At 73.9% G+C, this 17,024-nt stretch carries 13 protein-coding genes and 3 pseudogenes; 7 read left to right on the top strand and 9 right to left on the bottom strand.

What is annotated here, in order from left to right; all coding sequences use genetic code 11:
• Nucleotides 1-116: 116 nt before the first annotated feature.
• A complete protein-coding gene (locus ACRAKJ_RS14405) occupies nt 117-1,478 on the bottom strand; it encodes an endo-1,4-beta-xylanase (protein WP_438923937.1) in 1,362 nt (453 codons plus the stop codon).
• A gap of 397 nt (nt 1,479-1,875) precedes the next feature.
• On the opposite strand from ACRAKJ_RS14405, the gene pflA reads away from it, so the two are divergent.
• On the top strand, nt 1,876-2,604 hold the full coding sequence (pflA, locus tag ACRAKJ_RS14400) for a pyruvate formate-lyase-activating protein (protein WP_438923936.1): 729 nt from the start codon (nt 1,876-1,878) through the stop codon (nt 2,602-2,604).
• A 136-nt stretch (nt 2,605-2,740) separates the two neighbouring features.
• Nucleotides 2,741-2,944: pseudogene (locus ACRAKJ_RS14395) on the top strand (DUF4342 domain-containing protein); the annotation flags it as partial.
• A gap of 120 nt (nt 2,945-3,064) precedes the next feature.
• On the opposite strand, the gene ACRAKJ_RS14390 reads toward ACRAKJ_RS14395, so the two are convergent.
• Both ACRAKJ_RS14390 and ACRAKJ_RS14385 read right to left on the bottom strand, forming a co-directional pair.
• Nucleotides 3,065-4,147, bottom strand: a complete 1,083-nt coding sequence (locus ACRAKJ_RS14390) for an acetate/propionate family kinase (RefSeq protein WP_438923935.1) — start codon at nt 4,145-4,147, stop codon at nt 3,065-3,067.
• Nucleotides 4,147-6,504, bottom strand: a complete 2,358-nt coding sequence (locus ACRAKJ_RS14385; protein WP_438923934.1) for a phosphoketolase — start codon at nt 6,502-6,504, stop codon at nt 4,147-4,149. Before ACRAKJ_RS14385 ends, ACRAKJ_RS14390 begins: the two co-directional genes overlap by 1 nt.
• A 218-nt stretch (nt 6,505-6,722) precedes the next feature.
• Between ACRAKJ_RS14385 and ACRAKJ_RS14380 the strand changes: the two genes are divergently transcribed.
• From ACRAKJ_RS14380 to ACRAKJ_RS14360, 5 genes and pseudogenes are all read left to right on the top strand, one after another.
• Entirely contained in the window at nt 6,723-7,313 is a 591-nt protein-coding gene (locus ACRAKJ_RS14380) for a hypothetical protein (protein WP_447008971.1), read from the top strand.
• Nucleotides 7,314-7,390: 77 nt separating this feature from the next.
• A complete protein-coding gene (locus ACRAKJ_RS14375; protein ID WP_438926561.1) occupies nt 7,391-7,852 on the top strand; it encodes a universal stress protein in 462 nt (153 codons plus the stop codon).
• A pseudogene (locus ACRAKJ_RS14370) lies at nt 7,806-8,162 on the top strand (ATP-binding cassette domain-containing protein); the annotation flags it as partial. The gene ACRAKJ_RS14375 and the pseudogene ACRAKJ_RS14370, both read left to right, overlap by 47 nt.
• Before the next feature lie 147 nt (nt 8,163-8,309).
• A pseudogene (locus ACRAKJ_RS14365) lies at nt 8,310-8,627 on the top strand (Acg family FMN-binding oxidoreductase); the annotation flags it as partial.
• 186 nt (nt 8,628-8,813) lie between these two features.
• Nucleotides 8,814-9,308 carry a Gmad2 immunoglobulin-like domain-containing protein gene (locus ACRAKJ_RS14360; protein ID WP_438926560.1) on the top strand — a complete coding sequence of 165 codons (495 nt, stop codon included), beginning with the start codon at nt 8,814-8,816 and terminating at the stop codon, nt 9,306-9,308.
• Between the two features lie 518 nt (nt 9,309-9,826).
• On the opposite strand, the gene ACRAKJ_RS14355 is transcribed toward ACRAKJ_RS14360, so the two are convergent.
• The 6 genes from ACRAKJ_RS14355 to ACRAKJ_RS14330 are packed head-to-tail and all read right to left on the bottom strand — an operon-like array spanning nt 9,827 to nt 16,961.
• On the bottom strand, nt 9,827-12,337 hold the full coding sequence (locus tag ACRAKJ_RS14355; RefSeq protein WP_438926559.1) for an HAD-IC family P-type ATPase: 2,511 nt from the start codon (nt 12,335-12,337) through the stop codon (nt 9,827-9,829).
• Complete coding sequence (locus ACRAKJ_RS14350; protein WP_438926558.1) at nt 12,318-12,956, bottom strand: CBS domain-containing protein; 639 nt, start codon at nt 12,954-12,956, stop codon at nt 12,318-12,320. The genes ACRAKJ_RS14355 and ACRAKJ_RS14350 overlap by 20 nt, the downstream gene beginning before the upstream one ends.
• On the bottom strand, nt 12,953-13,399 hold the full coding sequence (locus ACRAKJ_RS14345) for a universal stress protein (protein WP_438926557.1): 447 nt from the start codon (nt 13,397-13,399) through the stop codon (nt 12,953-12,955). Before ACRAKJ_RS14345 ends, ACRAKJ_RS14350 begins: the two co-directional genes overlap by 4 nt.
• 3 nt (nt 13,400-13,402) lie before the next feature.
• Entirely contained in the window at nt 13,403-13,822 is a 420-nt protein-coding gene (locus ACRAKJ_RS14340; RefSeq protein ID WP_438926556.1) for an OsmC family protein, read from the bottom strand.
• Nucleotides 13,819-16,422 (bottom strand): GNAT family N-acetyltransferase, encoded by a 2,604-nt coding sequence (locus ACRAKJ_RS14335; protein WP_438926555.1) that lies wholly within the window; start codon nt 16,420-16,422, stop codon nt 13,819-13,821. The genes ACRAKJ_RS14340 and ACRAKJ_RS14335 overlap by 4 nt, the downstream gene beginning before the upstream one ends.
• Complete coding sequence (locus ACRAKJ_RS14330) at nt 16,419-16,961, bottom strand: universal stress protein (protein WP_438926554.1); 543 nt, start codon at nt 16,959-16,961, stop codon at nt 16,419-16,421. Before ACRAKJ_RS14330 ends, ACRAKJ_RS14335 begins: the two co-directional genes overlap by 4 nt.
• Between the last annotated feature and the right edge of the window lie 63 nt (nt 16,962-17,024).

The raw sequence follows: 17,024 nt of genomic DNA, 5'->3' as shown, positions 1-17,024 counted from the left end.
CGGGACGGGCGCGGCGGCGCACGCGGCGGTCTGCCCGGCACCCCGGGCAGGACGCGTGAGGGGCAGGCCGCTTCACACCGTCGTGTCGGCGCTCGCCCGGCGTCCGGCCGTCCGCGTCACCGTGCCGTGCAGGTCGGGGACAGCGAGCCGGCGCTGCCGGTGGCCTGGAACCCGAACTCGACCGACTGCCCCGCCGCGACGTTGCCGTTGTAGTCGACGTTGGTGAACGTCACCGTGCCGCTGCTGCCGGAGCGGTTGGAGCTCCACTGGCCGGTCACCGTCGCCCCGCCGGGCAGGGGCACCGAGACGGACCAGCCGTTCAACGCGGACGACCCGGCGGTGACCTTGACGTTCGCGACGAAACCGCCGTTCCAGCTGTTCAGGCCCACGGTCGCGGTGCAGCCGCCGGGGCCGGGGTCCTGCGACGTGGTGGTGGTAGTGGTGGTCGGACCGGTGGGCCCCGCGGCGTTGAGGGCGTTGAGGACGGAGGTGTAGGCGGCCTTCTTGTTCCCCGAGCCGTCGAACAGCAGCGGTGAGTCGCCCGGGTAGCGCCACGAGTCGGTGTCGCGGACGCCCCACACGGTGATGCCCGTGCAGCGCGCGACGGCCAGGCACGCCTGGGTGACCCGGCGGTAGTTGTCGGCCTGCTGGCTGCCGGAGCCGGCGATGTCCAGCTCGGTGATCTGCACGTCCACGCCGAGGTCGGCGAAGCGCTGGATCGTGGTCTGGTAGTCACCGGGGATGCTCGTGCCGAAGTGGGACTGCAGCCCGACGCAGTCGATCGGGACGCCGCGGGACTTGAAGTCCTGGACCATCCGGTACACGCCTTGGGTTTTGGCGGCGGCCCAGCTGTCGGTGTTGTAGTCGTTGTAGCAGAGCTTCGCGCCGGGGTCGGCGGCGCGGGCGGTGCGGAAGGCGACCTCGATCCAGTCGTTGCCGGTGCGCTGGAGGTTGGAGTCGCGCCGGCCGCCGCTGCCGCCGTCGGCGAACGCCTCGTTCACCACGTCCCACGCGTAGACCTTGCCCCGGTAGTAGGACGCGACCTTGGTGATGTGGTTGACCAGCGCGGAGCGCAGCGCCGAGCCCTCCATGCGCTGCATCCAGCCGGGCTGCTGGGCGTGCCAGGCCAGGGTGTGGCCGCGCACGCGCTTGCCCTGGTTGCGGGCGTGGTTGACGATCCGGTCGCCGTTGGCGTAGCTGAACTGGTTCTGGTTCGGCTCGGTGGCGTCCATCTTCATCTCGTTCTCGGCGGTGACCATGTCGAACTCCCGGTTGAGGATTCCGACGTAGGTCGAGTCGCCGAGCCGGCCGGCCGCGACGGCGGTGCCGAAGTAGCGGCCGCTCTGGGCCGCCGACGCGCCCAGCGTGCTCGCGGCGTTGGCCGAGGTGGCGGTCAGGACCGCGGTGCCGCCGGCTGCGGCGGCGACCAACGTCGTCACGAGCGCCACTCGTGACACCGACTTCGTTGTCAGTTTCATGTGTCCGGTGCTTTCTGCGCAGCACCCGCCTTCACGGGCGGGCGCGGTGGGTGGAACCGTCCGGATCGGGACGTTCGTCCGCTGTCGCGGTGGGCGGTCGGGGTCGCGCGCCGGGTCGTGCCGCGCTCGCGGTCGCGGGGTCCGCCGCCCGCAGGTCCGCTACCCGCCGGTCCGTCGATGCCAGTGTTACCGCAGGATGTTCACGTTCACAAGATATGACCGCCCGCATCGGTGTCGAATTACTCCCTATAGAGCAACCTGGAAACTTTAGCTATTTTTAGCTGCGACGGAGCCGACTGTCGAATCATTCGACTGCTTCCGTTTCGCCGCACAACATAAAGTTAGCGCTCACATTTATGCCCTTCACCGGAAGACCGCGGTTCCACGGGTCGCTCTGATGACCACCGGGACCGTCCACTCCTGGGACCTCGCCACCGCCGTGGACGGCCCCGACACCCGGTTCGTCGTCTTCACCGCCGGGTGCCCGCTGCGCTGCCTGTACTGCCACAACCCGGAGACCCGCTTCGAGCGGTACGGGCGGCGCGTCACCGTGGACGACCTGGTGGCCGAGATCGCGAAGTACCGCCGCTTCATCGAGGTGGCGGGCGGCGGCGTGACCATCAGCGGCGGCGAGCCGTTGCCGCAACCGGCGTTCACCGCGGAACTGCTGCACGCGGTGAAGGGCATGGGCCTGCACACCGCCCTGGACACCTCCGGTCTCCTGGGCGCGCGTGCGTCGGACGAGCTGCCGGCCGACACCGACCTGGTGCTGCTGGACATCAAGTCCTGGGACCCGACCACCTACCGGCACGTGACGGGTGGTGAGGTCGCGCCGACGCTGGAGTTCGCCCGGCGGTTGGCCGACCTGGGCAAGCCGATGTGGATCAGGTTCGTCCTGGTGCCCGACCTGACCGACGACCCGGCCGACGTCGAGGGCGTCGCGGCCTTCACCGCCACGCTCGGACCGGCCCTGGAACGCGTGGACGTGCTGCCGTTCCACAGGATGGGCGCGCCGAAGTACGCGGCCATCGGCCTGCCCTTCCTGCTCACCGACACCCCGGTACCGGACGCGGAGCTGGGCGAGCGGGTGCGCGGGCAGTTCACCGCGCACGGGCTGCGGGCGTGAACCGCCCCGCCGACCCCCATCACGGGACGTAGGAGGTCCGCGACCCCGGCACCCGGCCGGGGCCCGAACCCGTCGATGGGCGGGCACCCCCTGAACGGCCACTCCCGACCGTCATCCCCGAGGGCACCCCATCGGAGTGCCTCCGCGGCGGAAGTGCGCTCCTGGTCGGTCGACATTGCGGACCCGGCACGAGGGCAGCGTCCGCCGCCTGGTCATCAAGAACGACAAGGGCCACACCGTGATGGAGGTTCCGCTGACGGCGGGGGTCGTCGCGGCGGTCGCCGCTCCGGTCATCACGGCGGTCGCCGCGATCGCGGCCGTGGCGAGCGAGTGGTCGATCGAGGTGGACCGGCGCGAACCCGAGGTGGGGGGAACACGGGTCGGAGGTGGAGCACCACGAGCCGCCGACGGTGTAGGTGATCGGTCGAGCGGGGGGCGTGTCGGACGACGCGCCCCCCGCTCAACCGCGTGCCGGAACGCTCCGCAGGGCCTGGCGGACGCCGGCGGCGATCTCGACGTCCTCCCGGGCCCCGACGACCCAGGCGGAGGCGGTGGAGGCGTCCGAGGTGATGCGGGTGTCGCCGTGCGCGGCGGCGTTGCGGGCCGGGCTCGGGCGCAGGCCGAGGAACGCGAGCCCTTCGACGGCGCGGGTTCGCACGATCGGGTCGTGTTCGCCGATACCACCGGTGAAGACCAGCACGTCCAAGCCGCCCAGTGAGGCGGCCATCGCGGCGATGCCCTGCCGCAGGCGGTGGGTGAAGACGTCGAGCGCCAGGCCGGCGTCCGCGGAGCCGGTCGCGATGGCGGCGTGGACGTCGCGCAGGTCGGCGTGGCCGGAGAGGCCGAGCAGGCCCGAGCGGTGCGCGAGGCCGTCGGCGAGTTCGCCGGGGGTGAGGTGGTCGAGCAGGTGCAGCAGCACGCCGGGGTCGAGGTCGCCGCTGCGGGTGGCCATGGGCAGGCCGCCCAGCGGGGTGAAGCCCGTGGTGGTGTCGACCGCGCGACCGCCGCGGACGGCGGCCAGCGAACACCCCGCGCCCAGGTGACAGGTGACGACGCGGGCACCGGGCAGACCCGTCAGCTCGGTCGCGCGGCGGGACGCGTAGGCGTGCGACAGGCCGTGGAAGCCGTAGCGGCGCAGGTCCCAGCGGGCTCGCCACTCCCCCGGCAGCGGGTAGGTCGAGGCCGCCGGGGGCAGGCCGGCGTGGAAGGCGGTGTCGAAGCACGCGACGTGCGGCACGTCGGGCAGCAGCGCCCGGGCCGCGTCGATGCCGGCGAGGGCGCGGGGCTGGTGCAGCGGGGCGAGGTCGGTGAGCGCGGCGATCCCCCCGCGCACCTCGGACGTGACGACGACCGGCGCGGTGAAGCGGGTGCCGCCGTGGACGACGCGGTGCCCCACGGCGTGCACGGGCGGCAGGTCGGACCCCAGGTCGGGGGTGTTCCCGTCCCACCGCTCGACGTGGTGCTCGGCCAGGACCGCGTCGTCCCGGCCGAGCACGGTCAGCTTCAGGCTGGAGGAGCCCGCGTTGACCACCAGCACGTTCATCAGTACGGCCAGGTCCAGTCGCGGACCTCGGGCAGGTCCTCGCCGTGCTCGCGGATGTGGGTGTGGTGGCGGGCGCGCTGGTCGGTCATGCGCTGGCGCAGGCCGGCGGCCTTGACGCCGAGCCCGGGCACGCGGTCGAGGACGTCGACGACCAGCCGGTAGCGGTCGAGGTCGTTGAGCACGAGCATGTCGAACGGCGTGGTGGTGGTGCCCTCCTCCTTGTAGCCGCGCACGTGGATGTCGCGGTGGTTGGTGCGCCGGTAGGTCAGGCGGTGGATCAGCCACGGGTAGCCGTGGTAGGCGAAGATCACCGGCTTGTCGGGGGTGAACAGGGCGTCGAACTCGCGGTCGGGCATCCCGTGCGGGTGTTCGGTGTCGGGTTGCAGGCGCATGAGGTCGACCACGTTGACCACGCGCACCTTCAGCTCGGGCAGGTGCTCGCGCAGCACCGCGGCGGCGGCCATGACCTCCAGCGTCGGGGCGTCGCCGGCACAGGCCAGCACCACGTCCGGCTCGCCCGTGCCGTCGTCGGTGCCGGCCCACTCCCAGATGCCCGCGCCGCGCGCGCAGTGCAGCGCCGCTTCCTCCGGGCTGAGCCAGTCGGGCGTGAAGTTCTTGCCCGCCACGACGACGTTGACGTAGTCGCGGCTGCGCAGGCAGTGGTCCGCCACCGACAGCAGGGTGTTGGTGTCGGCGGGCAGGTAGACGCGGACGACCTCGGCCTTCTTGTTCATCACGTGGTCGATGAAGCCGGGGTCCTGGTGGGAGAAGCCGTTGTGGTCCTGCCGCCACACGTGCGACGAGAGCAGGTAGTTGAGCGAGGCCACCGGACGCCGCCAGTCGATGTGCCGGTGCGTCTTGAGCCACTTGGCGTGCTGGTTGAACATCGAGTCCACGATGTGGATGAACGCCTCGTAGCAGTTGAACACCCCGTGCCGCCCGGTGAGCAGGTAGCCCTCCAGGAACCCCTGGCACAGGTGCTCCGAGAGCACCTCCACCACGCGGCCGTCGGTCTCCAGATGCTCGTCGGTGGGCAGCTTCTCGGCCAGCCACTGCTTCGCGGTCACCTCGAACACCGCGTCGAGGCGGTTGGAGGCGGTCTCGTCGGGGCCGAACACGCGGAAGTTGCGCTCGGCGGCGTTGAGGGTCATCACGTCGCGCAGCATCCGGCCCAGCACCCGCATCGGTTCCGAGGCCGTGGTGCCGTGCTTGACGACCTCCACCGCGTGGGGCGCCGTGCCCGGCAGGCGCAGGTCGCGCAGCAGCAGGCCGCCGTTGGCGTGCGGGGTCGCGCCCATCCGCAGCTCGCCGCGCGGGGCGAGGGCGAGCAGTTCGGGCGTCGGGCGGCCGTCGGCGTCGAACAGCTCCTCCGGGCGGTAGGAGCGCAACCACGCCTCCAGCTGGGCCAGGTGGGCGGGGTTGTCCCGCACACCGGCCAGCGGGACCTGGTGGGAACGCCACGTGCCCTCCACCGGTACGCCGTCCACCTCGGCCGGACCGGTCCACCCCTTCGGGGTGCGCAGCACGATCACCGGCCAGCGGGGGCGCTCGGTGTTCCCGGCGCGGGCGGCGTCCTTGATGGCGTGGATCTCGTCGAACACCTCGTCGAAGACCCGGGCCATGCGCGGGTGCAGCACGGCCGGGTCGTCGCCCTCCACGTAGTGGGGGGTGTAGCCGTAGCCGCGCAGCAGGGAGTCCAGCTCCTCGTGCGGGATGCGGGCCAGCAGCGCCGGGTTGGCGATCTTGTAGCCGTTGAGGTGCAGGATCGGCAGCACCGCCCCGTCCCGGGCCGGGTTGAGGAACTTCGTGCCGTGCCAGCTCGCGGCCAGCGGACCGGTCTCGGCCTCGCCGTCGCCGACCACGCACGCCACCACCAGGTCCGGGTTGTCGAACGCCGCGCCGAAGGCGTGGGCGAGGGAGTAGCCCAGCTCGCCGCCCTCGTGGATCGACCCCGGCACCTCCGGCGCCACGTGGCTCGGCACGCCGCCGGGGAAGGAGAACTGGCGGAACAGCGCCCGCATCCCCTCCCCGTCGCGGGACACGCTCGGGTGCGTCTCGGTGTAGCTGCCCTCCAACCAGGTGTTGGCGAGCAGCGCCGGACCGCCGTGACCGGGACCGGTGACGAACAGGACGTCCTGCGACCGGGCGTTGATCACCCGGTTGAGGTGGGCGTAGAGGAAGTTCAGGCCGGGCGTGGTGCCCCAGTGGCCCAGCAGTCTCGGCTTGATGTGCGCGGGGGTCAGCGGCGTGGACAGCAGCGGGTTGTCCAGCAGGTAGATCTGCCCCGCCGAGAGGTAGTTCGCGGCGCGCCAGTAGGCGTCGACCAGCTCCAGGTCGGTGGTTCCGGGCTGCGGCATCGCGCTTCTCCTGAGTGGGTGTCGGGTGCTGGGACCGACACTGCCGTCGGGATCGATCCCGCCCCAGGGGCGGCGGTCCCCGCCCGGACAGGGCCCTTCGGCCCTGAGCCGGGTGAACGCGCCGGACGTCCCCGTGGATCGAGGACCTTCGCCCGCGTCGCCCGGCCGTTCCCGGCGAGAGGCTTGGGCCGAGGACGGAAGCAGAGGAGACGAGAGCCATGACAGCGTTCGCCCGCTCCGAGGGAACGGCAGGGGCCGAGGCCCGCACGGTCGCCACGACGGTGACGCGTGCCGACGCCGGGGCCGTCGCGCTCGCGGTCCTGCGGATCACGACCGGGTTCGTGTTCCTCTGGGCGTTCTTCGACAAGCTCTTCGGGTTCGGCTACGCCACCAAGGCGGCCAACGCCTGGATCAACGGCGGGTCGCCCACCAAGGGGTTCCTCGGCCGGGTCGCGGTCGGCCCGTTCGAGTCGGTGTTCCACGCCTGGGCCGGGGCCTGGTGGGCGGACTGGCTGTTCATGCTGGGCCTGCTCGCCATCGGCGTCGCCGTCGTCGCCGGCATCGGCCTGCGCCTCGCCGCCGTCGCGGGGACGGTGATGATGCTGCTCATGTGGGCGGCGGAGTGGCCGCTCGCGAAGTTCACCTCGGCCGGCGAACCGAGCACGTCGACCAACCCGATCGTCGACTACCACATCATCTACGCCGTCGCGCTGATCGCGGTCGCACTCACCGCCGCGGGCGCGACCTGGGGCCTGGGCCGCTGGTGGGCGACCCTGCCGGTGGTCCGCGACCACACCTGGTTGCGGTGACGCGTGGAGGGGCGGGCGGGCGCGGGCCCGCCCGCCCCGAGGCGTTCGGGCCGATCCGAGAACAGGAGGACGGGATCATGAGCGGAACGAAGAGGATCGTCGTCGGCGTGGACGCCTCGCCGGCGGGTGCGGCGGCCCTGGAGTGGGCCGTGCGGCACGCCGGGAGCGGCGGCACCGTGCTGGCGGTGTCGGCCTGCCGGATGCACCCCGAGGTCTGCGGGGGTGGGGACGCCTTCCACACCGCGCACCGGCGGGTGCTGCGCGAGGCCGTGGCGGGGCTGGGCCCGGTCCCCGGCGTGCGGGTCGAGGAGACCGTGGTGGACGGCGAGGCGGGCCCCGCGCTGGTGGGCTCGGCGGAGGACGCCGACCTGCTCGTGCTCGGCGGCCACGGGTACCGCCGGGGGGACGTGACCGTGGTCGGCTCGGTCATCACCTACTGCGTGCGCCACGCGCCGTGCCCGGTCGTCGTGGTGCCGACCGGAAGGGGCGGCGATGACGCCGGTGCTCGCCTGCACGCGGTTGCGCAGGAGTTCCGGTGACCTGCCGGCCGTGGACGACGTGTCGTTCGAGCCGGCGGCCGGGGAGACCTACGGCCTGCTCGGCCCGAACGGCGCGGGCAAGACGACGACGATCTCGATGGTGGTCGGCATCCTGGAGCCCGACGCCGGCGAGGTCGTCGTCGCCGGTCGACGTCTGACCACGCGGGACACGACGGGCAAGCGCCGCATCGGCTGCGTGCCGCAGGAGTTGGTGCTCTACCCCGATCTGACCGGCCGGGAGAACCTGCGGTTCTTCGCCCGCGTCCACGGCCTGTCCGGGCGGGCCGCGACGCGCCGGGTGGACCTCCTCCGCGTGGTCCGGCACGTCCGGCGTCGTCCGGCGCGGCGGTCGCTTACAGAGTCGGCCGGTCCTCGGTGGGGCGGGACCTCCGACCCTGCGAACGGGCCCGCCGCCGGTGCACCGTCGGTGGTGCACACGAACGTGGAGGTGAGGCGGGTGGACCGCGAGCAGCCCGACCGGGACACGAGCCGAGCGGCGGTGGCACTGGCGTGCCGTGCGCCCTCGGTGCACAACACGCAGCCGTGGCGGTGGCGCATCGGCGACCACAGCGTCCGCCTCCACGCGGCCCCGACCCGCGCGGTGCCCGCCACCGACCCCACCGTGCACCGGCTGCCCGACCCGGGCGAGCCGGAGCACCTGGCGGCCGTCGAGTTCGCCCGGCACGAGCCCACCGAGGGCGAGGTGGCGATGGCCGCCGCGATCCCCCGCCGCCGCACCGACCGGCGGCACTGCTCCTCGTGGGGCGTGCCGAGCGCGGTGTCGCTGCTGCTGGAGGAGCGGGCCGAGGCGGTGGACCTGCTCCAGGACCGGCTGCACCCACCAGTTGGCGGAGATGGACCGCTGAGGACGTGACCGGGACTTCGTGCCCTGGTGGGTGCCCTGGTGAGCGGTGACACTGGTGCGCGGGCCGGACGACCCGATGGGGCAGGAGGCCGAACCGTGTCGGTGGACGTGCAGCAACCGAGGGCGTACGACCTGGTGGACGACCACATCCGGGTGGCCGGGACGGCGGGGGGTGCGTTCGAGGCGAACTTCAACTACCGGGTCCACGAGGGCCACGACGAGGTGACCGGGTACTTCACGGCCGGTGACGGCGTCGGCGGCCACGGCCAGTTCCAGGTCACCGTCGACGTGTCCGGGGCGGCCTTCACCCTCGACCGGTTGTTCGTCGAGGTGTACCACGTCTCGCCGAAGGACGGCGCCGAGCTGGACAAGGTGGTGGTCCCCGTCCTGTTCGGCCCGAGGATCGTCCCCGGTTACCGGGTCTACCTGGAGCACGTGGTCCAGCCCGGGGAGACGCTGTGGGCGATCTCCACCACCTACTACGGTTCGGGCGGCCTCTACCACCGGCTGGTGGCGGCGAACCCGGCGACGATCACCGATCCGGACTCGATCAGCCCCGGTGACGTGATCCGCGTGCCCAAGGCCGGCTGAGGCCCTCGGGTCGGGGCGATCAGGTCAAGCCGGGAGCGGTCCTCTCCTCCCGTTCGGGCCTGCACCTCGACCCCGCCCGCCCGCGCCTTGCCGCACCGCGCCCGGGGCCGCTTCCGAGCCGTCGATCCCGCCCGCGACCGGTTCTCCCACCACGCACCTCCTGCCCCGACGGCAGGTCGGGTGAGGGGACCGTCACGAGGGGCGTTGGTCCCGCCGGGTGGTGACCCGGGGCTCTCCCCGCGCACCCCCGGGGACGGACGCTGAGGGGTGGAGACGGGAGGACGTCATGATCCTGGTCGGTGTGGACGGATCGGCCGCGAGCCGCGAGCCGCGCTGCGCTGGGCGCTGGAGCCGGCGGTGCGCACGGGTGAGCGGGTGGAGGCGACGACGGGGTGCTGCCGGGCGGGGTCGTCACGCGCTGTCTGCGGAACGCGACCTGCCCCGTGGTGGTCGTGCCCGCTCGGTGACCCGGACGACGTCGAGGCCCGTCCCGGGATCGCGGGACGGGCCTCGACGCGTCAGCGCCGCCGCCACCACTTGTCCGCCTCGACCACGGCGTAGGTGACCAGCGCCAGCGCGGCCACGAACACCCACGAGCCCCAGCCGATGGGCTCGGTGTGGAACAGCGCGTTCATGAACGGCGCGTAGGTGAACAGCAGCTGCAGCACGACGGTGACGGCGATGCCGGCGGGCAGCCACGGGTTGGCGCGCAGCCCGACGTGCGGGCGGAAGTTCTCCAGCGAGCGCGAGTTGAACAGGTAGGCGATCTGGGCCGCGACGAAGACGTTGACGGCGACCGTGCGCGCCTGCTCCACGGTGCCGTCGGCCAGGTGGAACGCGGCGAACGAGCCCGCCAGCAGCACCACCGACACCAGCAGGATGCGCTGGATCAGCACCCCGGTCAGCAGCGGCAGCGACGGCGGCAGCGGCGGGCGGCGCATCACGTCGGGCTCGCGCGGTTCGAACGCCAGCGTCAGGCCGAGCGCGACGGCGGTGGTCATGTTGATCCACAGGATCTGCACGGGCAGGATCGGCAGGGCGGTGCCGGCCAGGATGGCGGTGAGGATGACCAGGCCCTCCGCCATGTTGGTGGGCAGGGTCCAGATGATGAACTTGCGCAGGTTGTCGAAGACGGCGCGGCCTTCCTCGACGGCGGCGCGGATGGTGGCGAAGTTGTCGTCGGTGAGCACCATGTCGGCGGCCTGCTTGGCGACCTCGGTGCCGCCGCGCCCCATCGCGACGCCGATGTCGGCGCGGCGCACGGCGGGCGCGTCGTTGACGCCGTCCCCGGTCATCGCCACGACCTCGCCGCTCGCCTGGAGGTCCCGGACCAGCCTGAGCTTCTCCTCGGGCGAGACGCGGGCGTGCACGGCGTCCTCGGCGAGGTCGAAGTGCTCGGCGATGGCGCGGGCGGTGGCGAGGTGGTCGCCGGTGATCATGCGGACCTCGATGCCGGCGTCCCGGCAGGCGCGCACCGCCTCGATCGCCTCGGGGCGCGGCGGGTCGTGCATCGCCTGCAACCCCAGGAACTCCGCCCCGCGCAGCACGTCCTCGGTCAGCTCGACGTCCACGGGCACGCGGGTCCGGGCGAAGGCCAGCACGCGCAGGCCCTCCCCCGCCAGGCGCTCGGCGTCGGAGTGGTCGAGGCCGCCGGTGAACCCGGAGATCCGCTCGACCGCGCCCTTGAGGTAGACCACGCCGCCCTCGTGGCGGGTCGCCATGAACCGGCGCTGCGAGGTGAACGGCAGCTCGTCCACCCGCTCCGGGACGTCGGTGACGCCCGCCTTGCGGGCGACCACCACCAGCGCCGCCTCGGTCGGGTCGCCGACCGGGGTCCAGCGGCCGTCGCGCTCGACCACGTCGGCGTCGTTGCAGGCCAACCCGGCCAGCAGGACCTCGCGCACCGCGTCGGGCACGGGCGGGACGTCGCCGTCCGGTCCGTAGCCCACCCCGCCGACCCGCCACCACCGCCCACCCGCGACCACCTCGCGCACGGTCATGGCGTTGGCGGTGAGGGTGCCGGTCTTGTCGGTGCAGATCACCGTGGTGGAACCCAGGGTCTCCACGGCGGGCAGCCGGCGGATGATCGCGTTGCGCCGCGCCATCCGGGCCACGCCGATGGCCAGCGTCACGGTCACCGCGGCGGGCAGTCCTTCCGGGATCGCGCCGACGGCCAGGGCGACGGCGGCGGTGACCATGTCGGCGAACGGCTCGCCGCGCAGCACCCCGACCACCACGGCGACCACGGCCAGGCCGAGGATCACCCGGGTGAGCAGCCCGCTGAACCGGGCGAGCTTGCGGGTCAACGGGGTCCGCACCGTCTCGGTGGTGCCCACCAGCCGGTGCACGCGGCCGATCTCGGTGTCCCCGCCGGTGGACACGACCACGCCGCGCCCGCCGCCGCCGGTGACCAGCGTGCCGGAGTAGGCCATGTCCACGCGGTCGGCCAGCGCCGTGTCGTGCGGCACCGGCAGCGGGTCCTTGGCCACCGGCTGCGACTCCCCCGTCAACGCCGACTCGTCCACCCGCAGCTCGCGGACGCGCACCAGCCGCAGGTCGGCGGGCACCTGGTCGCCCTCCTCCAGGACCACCAGGTCGCCCGGTACGAGCCGGTCGGAGTCCACGCGCGCCGCCGTCCCGTCGCGCACGACGGTCGCGGTGGTGCGCACCATCGCCACCAGCGCGTCCAGCGCCTTCTCCGCCCGCGCCTCCTGGAGGTGGCCCACCGCGGCGTTGACCAGGACGACGGCCAGCACCACCGAGGCGTCCACGACCTCGCCGAGGGCGAACGTCAACGCCGCCGCGCCGAGCAGCACGTAGATCAACGGGTTGTGGAACTGCCCGAGCAGGCGCCGCGCCCAGCCCGGACCGCGCCGCTCGGGCAGGGTGTTCGGGCCGAGCGCCGCGAACCGCCGCTCCGCCACCGCACCGGCCAAGCCGGTGTCGGCGTCGGTCTCGGCGAGCAGCACGACCTCGTGCACCGGCAGGCCGTGCGGGGCCGCCTCGCGCTCAGCGGTCGCCGACGGCACGTCCCACCCCTCCGCGGGCCGACTCCGGGAAGTCCACGCCCACCACGCCGGCGATGGCGCCCGCGAGCACGGCGGCGACGTGCCGGTCGCGTTCGTCGTCCAGCTCGTCCACGATGGACACCCGGCCGTCGACGACGGCGACCTCCCACCGCTCCGGCCCGCCGTAGAGGCACAGCCGGTGGCGGACCTCCGCCTCCAGCACGCGGTCATCGCGGCTGACGGCGCGCAGCAGGTCGCGGCGGGTCAGGATGCCGACCAGCCGCGTGCCCTCGACCACGGCGACGCTGCGCACACCGTGCTCCAGCATCCGCCGCGCGACCTCGGCGACGTCCGCGCCCGGGGTGGTGCCCACCGGTGGCCCGGTCATCAGGTCGCGGACGGTGCGCGGGGGTCGGGGCCGGCGGTGCGGCGGTTCGCCGTGGACCAGGGTCCTGGGGTCGATCGGCAGCCGGTCGCGCAGGGCGTCGGCCTCGGTGAGCACGCCCAGCAGGTCACCGCGCCCGTCCACCACGGGCAGCGTGGTGAACCCGCGGGCGGCGAGCAGGGCGCCGGCGTCGCGCACCGACGTGTCCGGCGTGACGGCCACCACCTCGCGGGTCATCACGTCGCGGACCCTCATCGGGTCACCGCCGGGTCGTCGGCCGTGGCGGGCAGCACCACGACGGGGACGGTGGCGTGCCGCACGCAGTGGGCGCTGGTGCTGCCGAGCAGCACCTGGCGGAACCGGCTGCCGCCGTGGGCGGCGACGACCAGCATCGCCGCGTCGCGCGCCCGCACCTCCAGGGCGTCCGCCGCCGGGCCGCGCACGCTGTGCCGGACGACCTCGGGGAACTCCGCCCGGCCCACGGCCGCGGCGCGCAGCGCCTCCCCCACCAGCGCCTCCGACCGGGCGCGGGCGTCCTGCTCGGTCATCATGGTCCAGTCGACCAGCGGCTCGTAGGCGTAGGCGTGCACGACGTGCAGCGGGGCGTTGCGCTGGAGGGCCTCGTCGACGGCCCACCGCAGTGCGCGCTCGCCGGCGGGGGTCCCGTCGATGCCGACGACGATCGGGGACGTGGTCATGGCTCACACCTCGTTCAGGTCGATGGTGATCTCCGGCGGGTGCCGGAGCGTGTTGTGCACGGTGCAGTGCTGGAGGACCGCGAGCAGCGCGGTCTCGCGCCGCCGGGGGAAGCCGGGCGGCAGGGTGACCTCCAGCCGGACCTCGCCGACGCGGCGCTGGGGGTCGTCGGCCATCCGGTGGTGCGCGGTGACGGTGAGCCCTTCCCGGTGCAGGCCGTGGCGGTCGAGGAAGCGGCCCGCGTAGAAGGCGGTGCACGCCGCCATCGACGCCACCAGCAGCTCGACCGGACCGGGGCCGGCGTCGGCGCCGCCGTCGGCGGCGGGTTGGTCGGTGGTGATCACGTGGTCGCGCATCCGCACCACGTACTCCTCCCCCTTGGCGTAGGAGACGGACACGAGCGCGGTCTTCTCGCCGGTGGTCACGGGGTCCTCCTGGGGTCGTGCAGCCTGCGCAGGAACGGGTCCACCGGTTCGACCGGCGCCACGCGGACGCGCGCGTCCACCGCGAGCACGCCGTCGTCGGTGAGGGTCAGGGGGTTGAGGTCCAGCTCGGCGACCTCCGGCAGCAGTTCGGCCAGGTGCGAGACGCGGCGCAGCACCTCGCGCACGGCGGACTCGTCGTGGTCGTGGAACACCTTGGGCGCGGCGCGGAAGTCGTGCAGCAGGTCGTCCAGGTCGGCGTCCGACAGCGGGGCGAGGGCGGCGGCGCGGTCGTCGAGCAGGTCGGTGTCGACGCCGCCGAGACCGGTCACCACCAGCGGCCCGAACTGCGGGTCGGTGACGACGCCGACCAGCAGCTCACGGCCGCGCCGGGCCATGGGCTGGACGAACACGCCGGTCAGCCGGTCGCCGAACCGGTCGCGCAGCTCCTCGAAACCCCGGGCGACGGAGTCGGCGTCGAGGTCGAGCAGGACCCCGCCGCCCTCGCTCTTGTGCAGCAGGTCGTCGGCCACCGCCTTGAGCGCCACGGGCACGCCGAAGGAGCGCTGGGCGGCGACCGCCGACCCCGCGTCGCGCACCAGCGCGCCGCCGAGCACGGGCAGCCCGAACGCCGTGAGCAGCCGGACCACCCGGTCGGGCGACAGCCACCCCTCCCGCCCGGCCACGACCTCCCGGGCGGTGGCCAGGTCCACGTCGGGCGACCCGGTCGGCGCCGGTTCGGCTCGGCGCAGCCACCGGCCGCGCTCGGCCAAGGCGGCCAGCACGGCGGCGGCCCTGGCGGGGTCGGCGTAGACGGCGATGCCGTCCGGGGTCAGCGAGACGGGACCGGCCTGGTCCGCGCTGACCGCGAGCACGGGTGTGGCGGTGCGGTGCACGCCGCCCGCCGGGTCGCCCACGGCGGTCGGCACGGTGACCGCGATGACCGCGTCCACGGCCGGGTCGGCCGCGACGAGGTCCAGGCAGCGGCCGAACACGTGCTCGTCGACGGCGGCCGTGGTGTCGACCGGGTCGTGCGGGGCGGCGGTGGGGGGCAGCAGGGCCCGCAACGCCTCGACCGTGCCGGTCCCCAGCTCGGCGACGGTCAACCCGTGGCGGACGCACGCGTCGGCGGCCAGCACGCCGAGACCACCCGCGTTGGACAGCACGGCGACGCGGCGGCCGACGGGCAGCGGGGTGGCGTGCAGCGCGGCCAGCACCTCGACCAGCTCGCCGACGCCGTCCACCGCGGTCACGCCGGCCTGCCGGAACAGCGCGTCGCGGGTGACGGCCGGGGTCGCGGCGGCGGCGGTGTGCGAGGCGGCGGCGCGCTGCCCGGCCTCGCTGCTCGCGGCGCGCACGGCCAGCACCGGCTTGTGGCGCGCGACCCGGCGCGCCAGGCGGGAGAACTTGCGCGGGTTGCCGAACGACTCCGTGTACAGCGCCACCGCGCGGGTGCGCTCGTCGCGCTCCCACCACAGCAGCAGGTCGTTGCCGCTCACGTCGTACTTGTCGCCGGTAGACACAAGCTCGGTGGTGCCCAGGCCGAGCGCACGCAGCCGTTCGACCAGCGCGATGGCGACACCGCCGGACTGGGTGACCACGCCGATGTCGCCGGCGGTGGGGCGGCCGGCCAGGAAGGTGGCGTTGACCCGCACCTCGGGATCGGTGCCGGACACGCCGACGCAGTTGGGGCCGACCAGGCGCATCCCGTACCGGCGGACCACGTCGAGCAACCGGTCCCGGTCCACCCCCGAGGTGATCACGACCAGGGCCTTGACGCCGCGCCGGCCGCAGTCCGCGGCGACCCGCGGCACGGCCTCGGCGGGCACGCACACGACCGCCAGTTCCGGCGTGCGCGGGAGGTCGGCCACCGACCGGTGGCAGGCGACGCCCAGCACGCGGTCGGCGTGCGGGTTGACGGCGTACAGGGTTCCCCGGTAGCCGCCGAGGAGCAGGTTGCGCAGCACGGCGTTGCCGACCGAGGACCGCGTGCGGCCCGCGCCGACCACCACGACCGAGGACGGCTTGAGCACGGCGCGCAGGCTCGCCACGTCGGCGGCCAGCTCGCGGTCTGCGACCGCCTCCAGGTAGCGTTCGCCGGGCTCCAGGCCGAGGTCGATGCGCACCTCGCCGCACTCCGCCGTGGACACCCACGTCAGGCCGAGGTCGGCGAACACGCGCATCATCTTCGCGTTGGAGGTGAGCACGTCGGCGTGGAAGCGCCGCACACCGCGGGTGCGGGCCAGCGACACCAGGTGCTCCAGCATGAGCGTGCCGACGCCGTGGGACTGCCGCTCGTGGGCGACGACCAGGGCGACCTCGGCGGTGTCGGCGTCGAGCGGGACGTAGCTCGCCGCACCGACGAGCACGCCGGCGGCGAACGCGCCGAGCACGACGTGCCTCGGCTCGTCGGGCGAGGTGAGGCGGGCGACGAAGTCCTCCAGGTGCCGAGGTGAGGCACCGAAGAACCGCAGGTAGCGGTCATCCGCGGGCAGGCCGCGGTGCAGCGCGAGCAGGGCGTCGGCGTCGGCCCGACCCAGCTCGCGCAACTCCACCACGGACCCGTCCGCCAACAGCGCGCGGTCGACCAGGGGCGCGGTCACAGCAGCGGTCCGGGGGTGATGACGGGCTTGCGCCCGACCGGTTCGGCCGGCGCGGTGTGCTCGGCCGGCGCGGTGTGCTCGGCCGGCGCGGTGTGCTCGGCCGGCGCGGTGTGCTCGGGCTCGCGGATGACGACCACCGGGCAGTGCGCGTGGTGCACGCAGTGGGAGCTGACCGACCCCAGCAGCACGCCGCGGATCGGACCCGCGCCCCGGCTGCCGACCACGAGCAGCACCGCGTCCCGCGAGGCCCGGACCAGCACGTCGCGGGCGTCGCCCTCGGCGAGGAGCGCGCGGACGTGTCCGCCGAGCCCGTCGACGATCTCGTCCAACCGCGCCTGGCCGTCCTGGCGCAGCCGGTCGCGGTCCAGGTTGGCGGCCACGGCGGCGGACAGCGGCCCGATGACCATGCCGTGCTCCACGTGCCAGGCCAGGACGGCCTCGACCACCGCGCCGCGCAGCTCCGCCTCGTCGACAGCCCACCGCAGCGCGGTCAGGCTGGAGGGCGATCCGTCCACGCCCACCACGATCCTGTCGTCCATCACTCCTCCTCGGGTGCTCGCTCCTCAGCCTTCCGAGTGGCGACGTCCGAGGTCAGGTGCTGC

This window comes from Saccharothrix sp. DSM 118769 (assembly GCF_052936295.1).
The sequence above is the reverse complement of the archived record's forward strand: the minus strand, read 5'-3'. Positions and strand labels throughout refer to the sequence as shown.

What these genes read in the sequence shown, in the direction of transcription:
- ACRAKJ_RS14380 (WP_447008971.1), top strand. Translation starts at nt 6,723, where the DNA reads ATGACAGCGTTCGCCCGCTCCGAGGGAACGGCAGGGGCCGAGGCCCGC.
- ACRAKJ_RS14330 (WP_438926554.1), bottom strand. Translation starts at nt 16,961, where the DNA reads ATGGACGACAGGATCGTGGTGGGCGTGGACGGATCGCCCTCCAGCCTG.
- ACRAKJ_RS14405 (WP_438923937.1), bottom strand. Translation starts at nt 1,478, where the DNA reads ATGAAACTGACAACGAAGTCGGTGTCACGAGTGGCGCTCGTGACGACG.
- ACRAKJ_RS14375 (WP_438926561.1), top strand. Translation starts at nt 7,391, where the DNA reads ATGAGCGGAACGAAGAGGATCGTCGTCGGCGTGGACGCCTCGCCGGCG.
- ACRAKJ_RS14350 (WP_438926558.1), bottom strand. Translation starts at nt 12,956, where the DNA reads ATGAGGGTCCGCGACGTGATGACCCGCGAGGTGGTGGCCGTCACGCCG.
- ACRAKJ_RS14390 (WP_438923935.1), bottom strand. Translation starts at nt 4,147, where the DNA reads ATGAACGTGCTGGTGGTCAACGCGGGCTCCTCCAGCCTGAAGCTGACC.
- ACRAKJ_RS14385 (WP_438923934.1), bottom strand. Translation starts at nt 6,504, where the DNA reads ATGCCGCAGCCCGGAACCACCGACCTGGAGCTGGTCGACGCCTACTGG.
- pflA (WP_438923936.1), top strand. Translation starts at nt 1,876, where the DNA reads ATGACCACCGGGACCGTCCACTCCTGGGACCTCGCCACCGCCGTGGAC.
- ACRAKJ_RS14345 (WP_438926557.1), bottom strand. Translation starts at nt 13,399, where the DNA reads ATGACCACGTCCCCGATCGTCGTCGGCATCGACGGGACCCCCGCCGGC.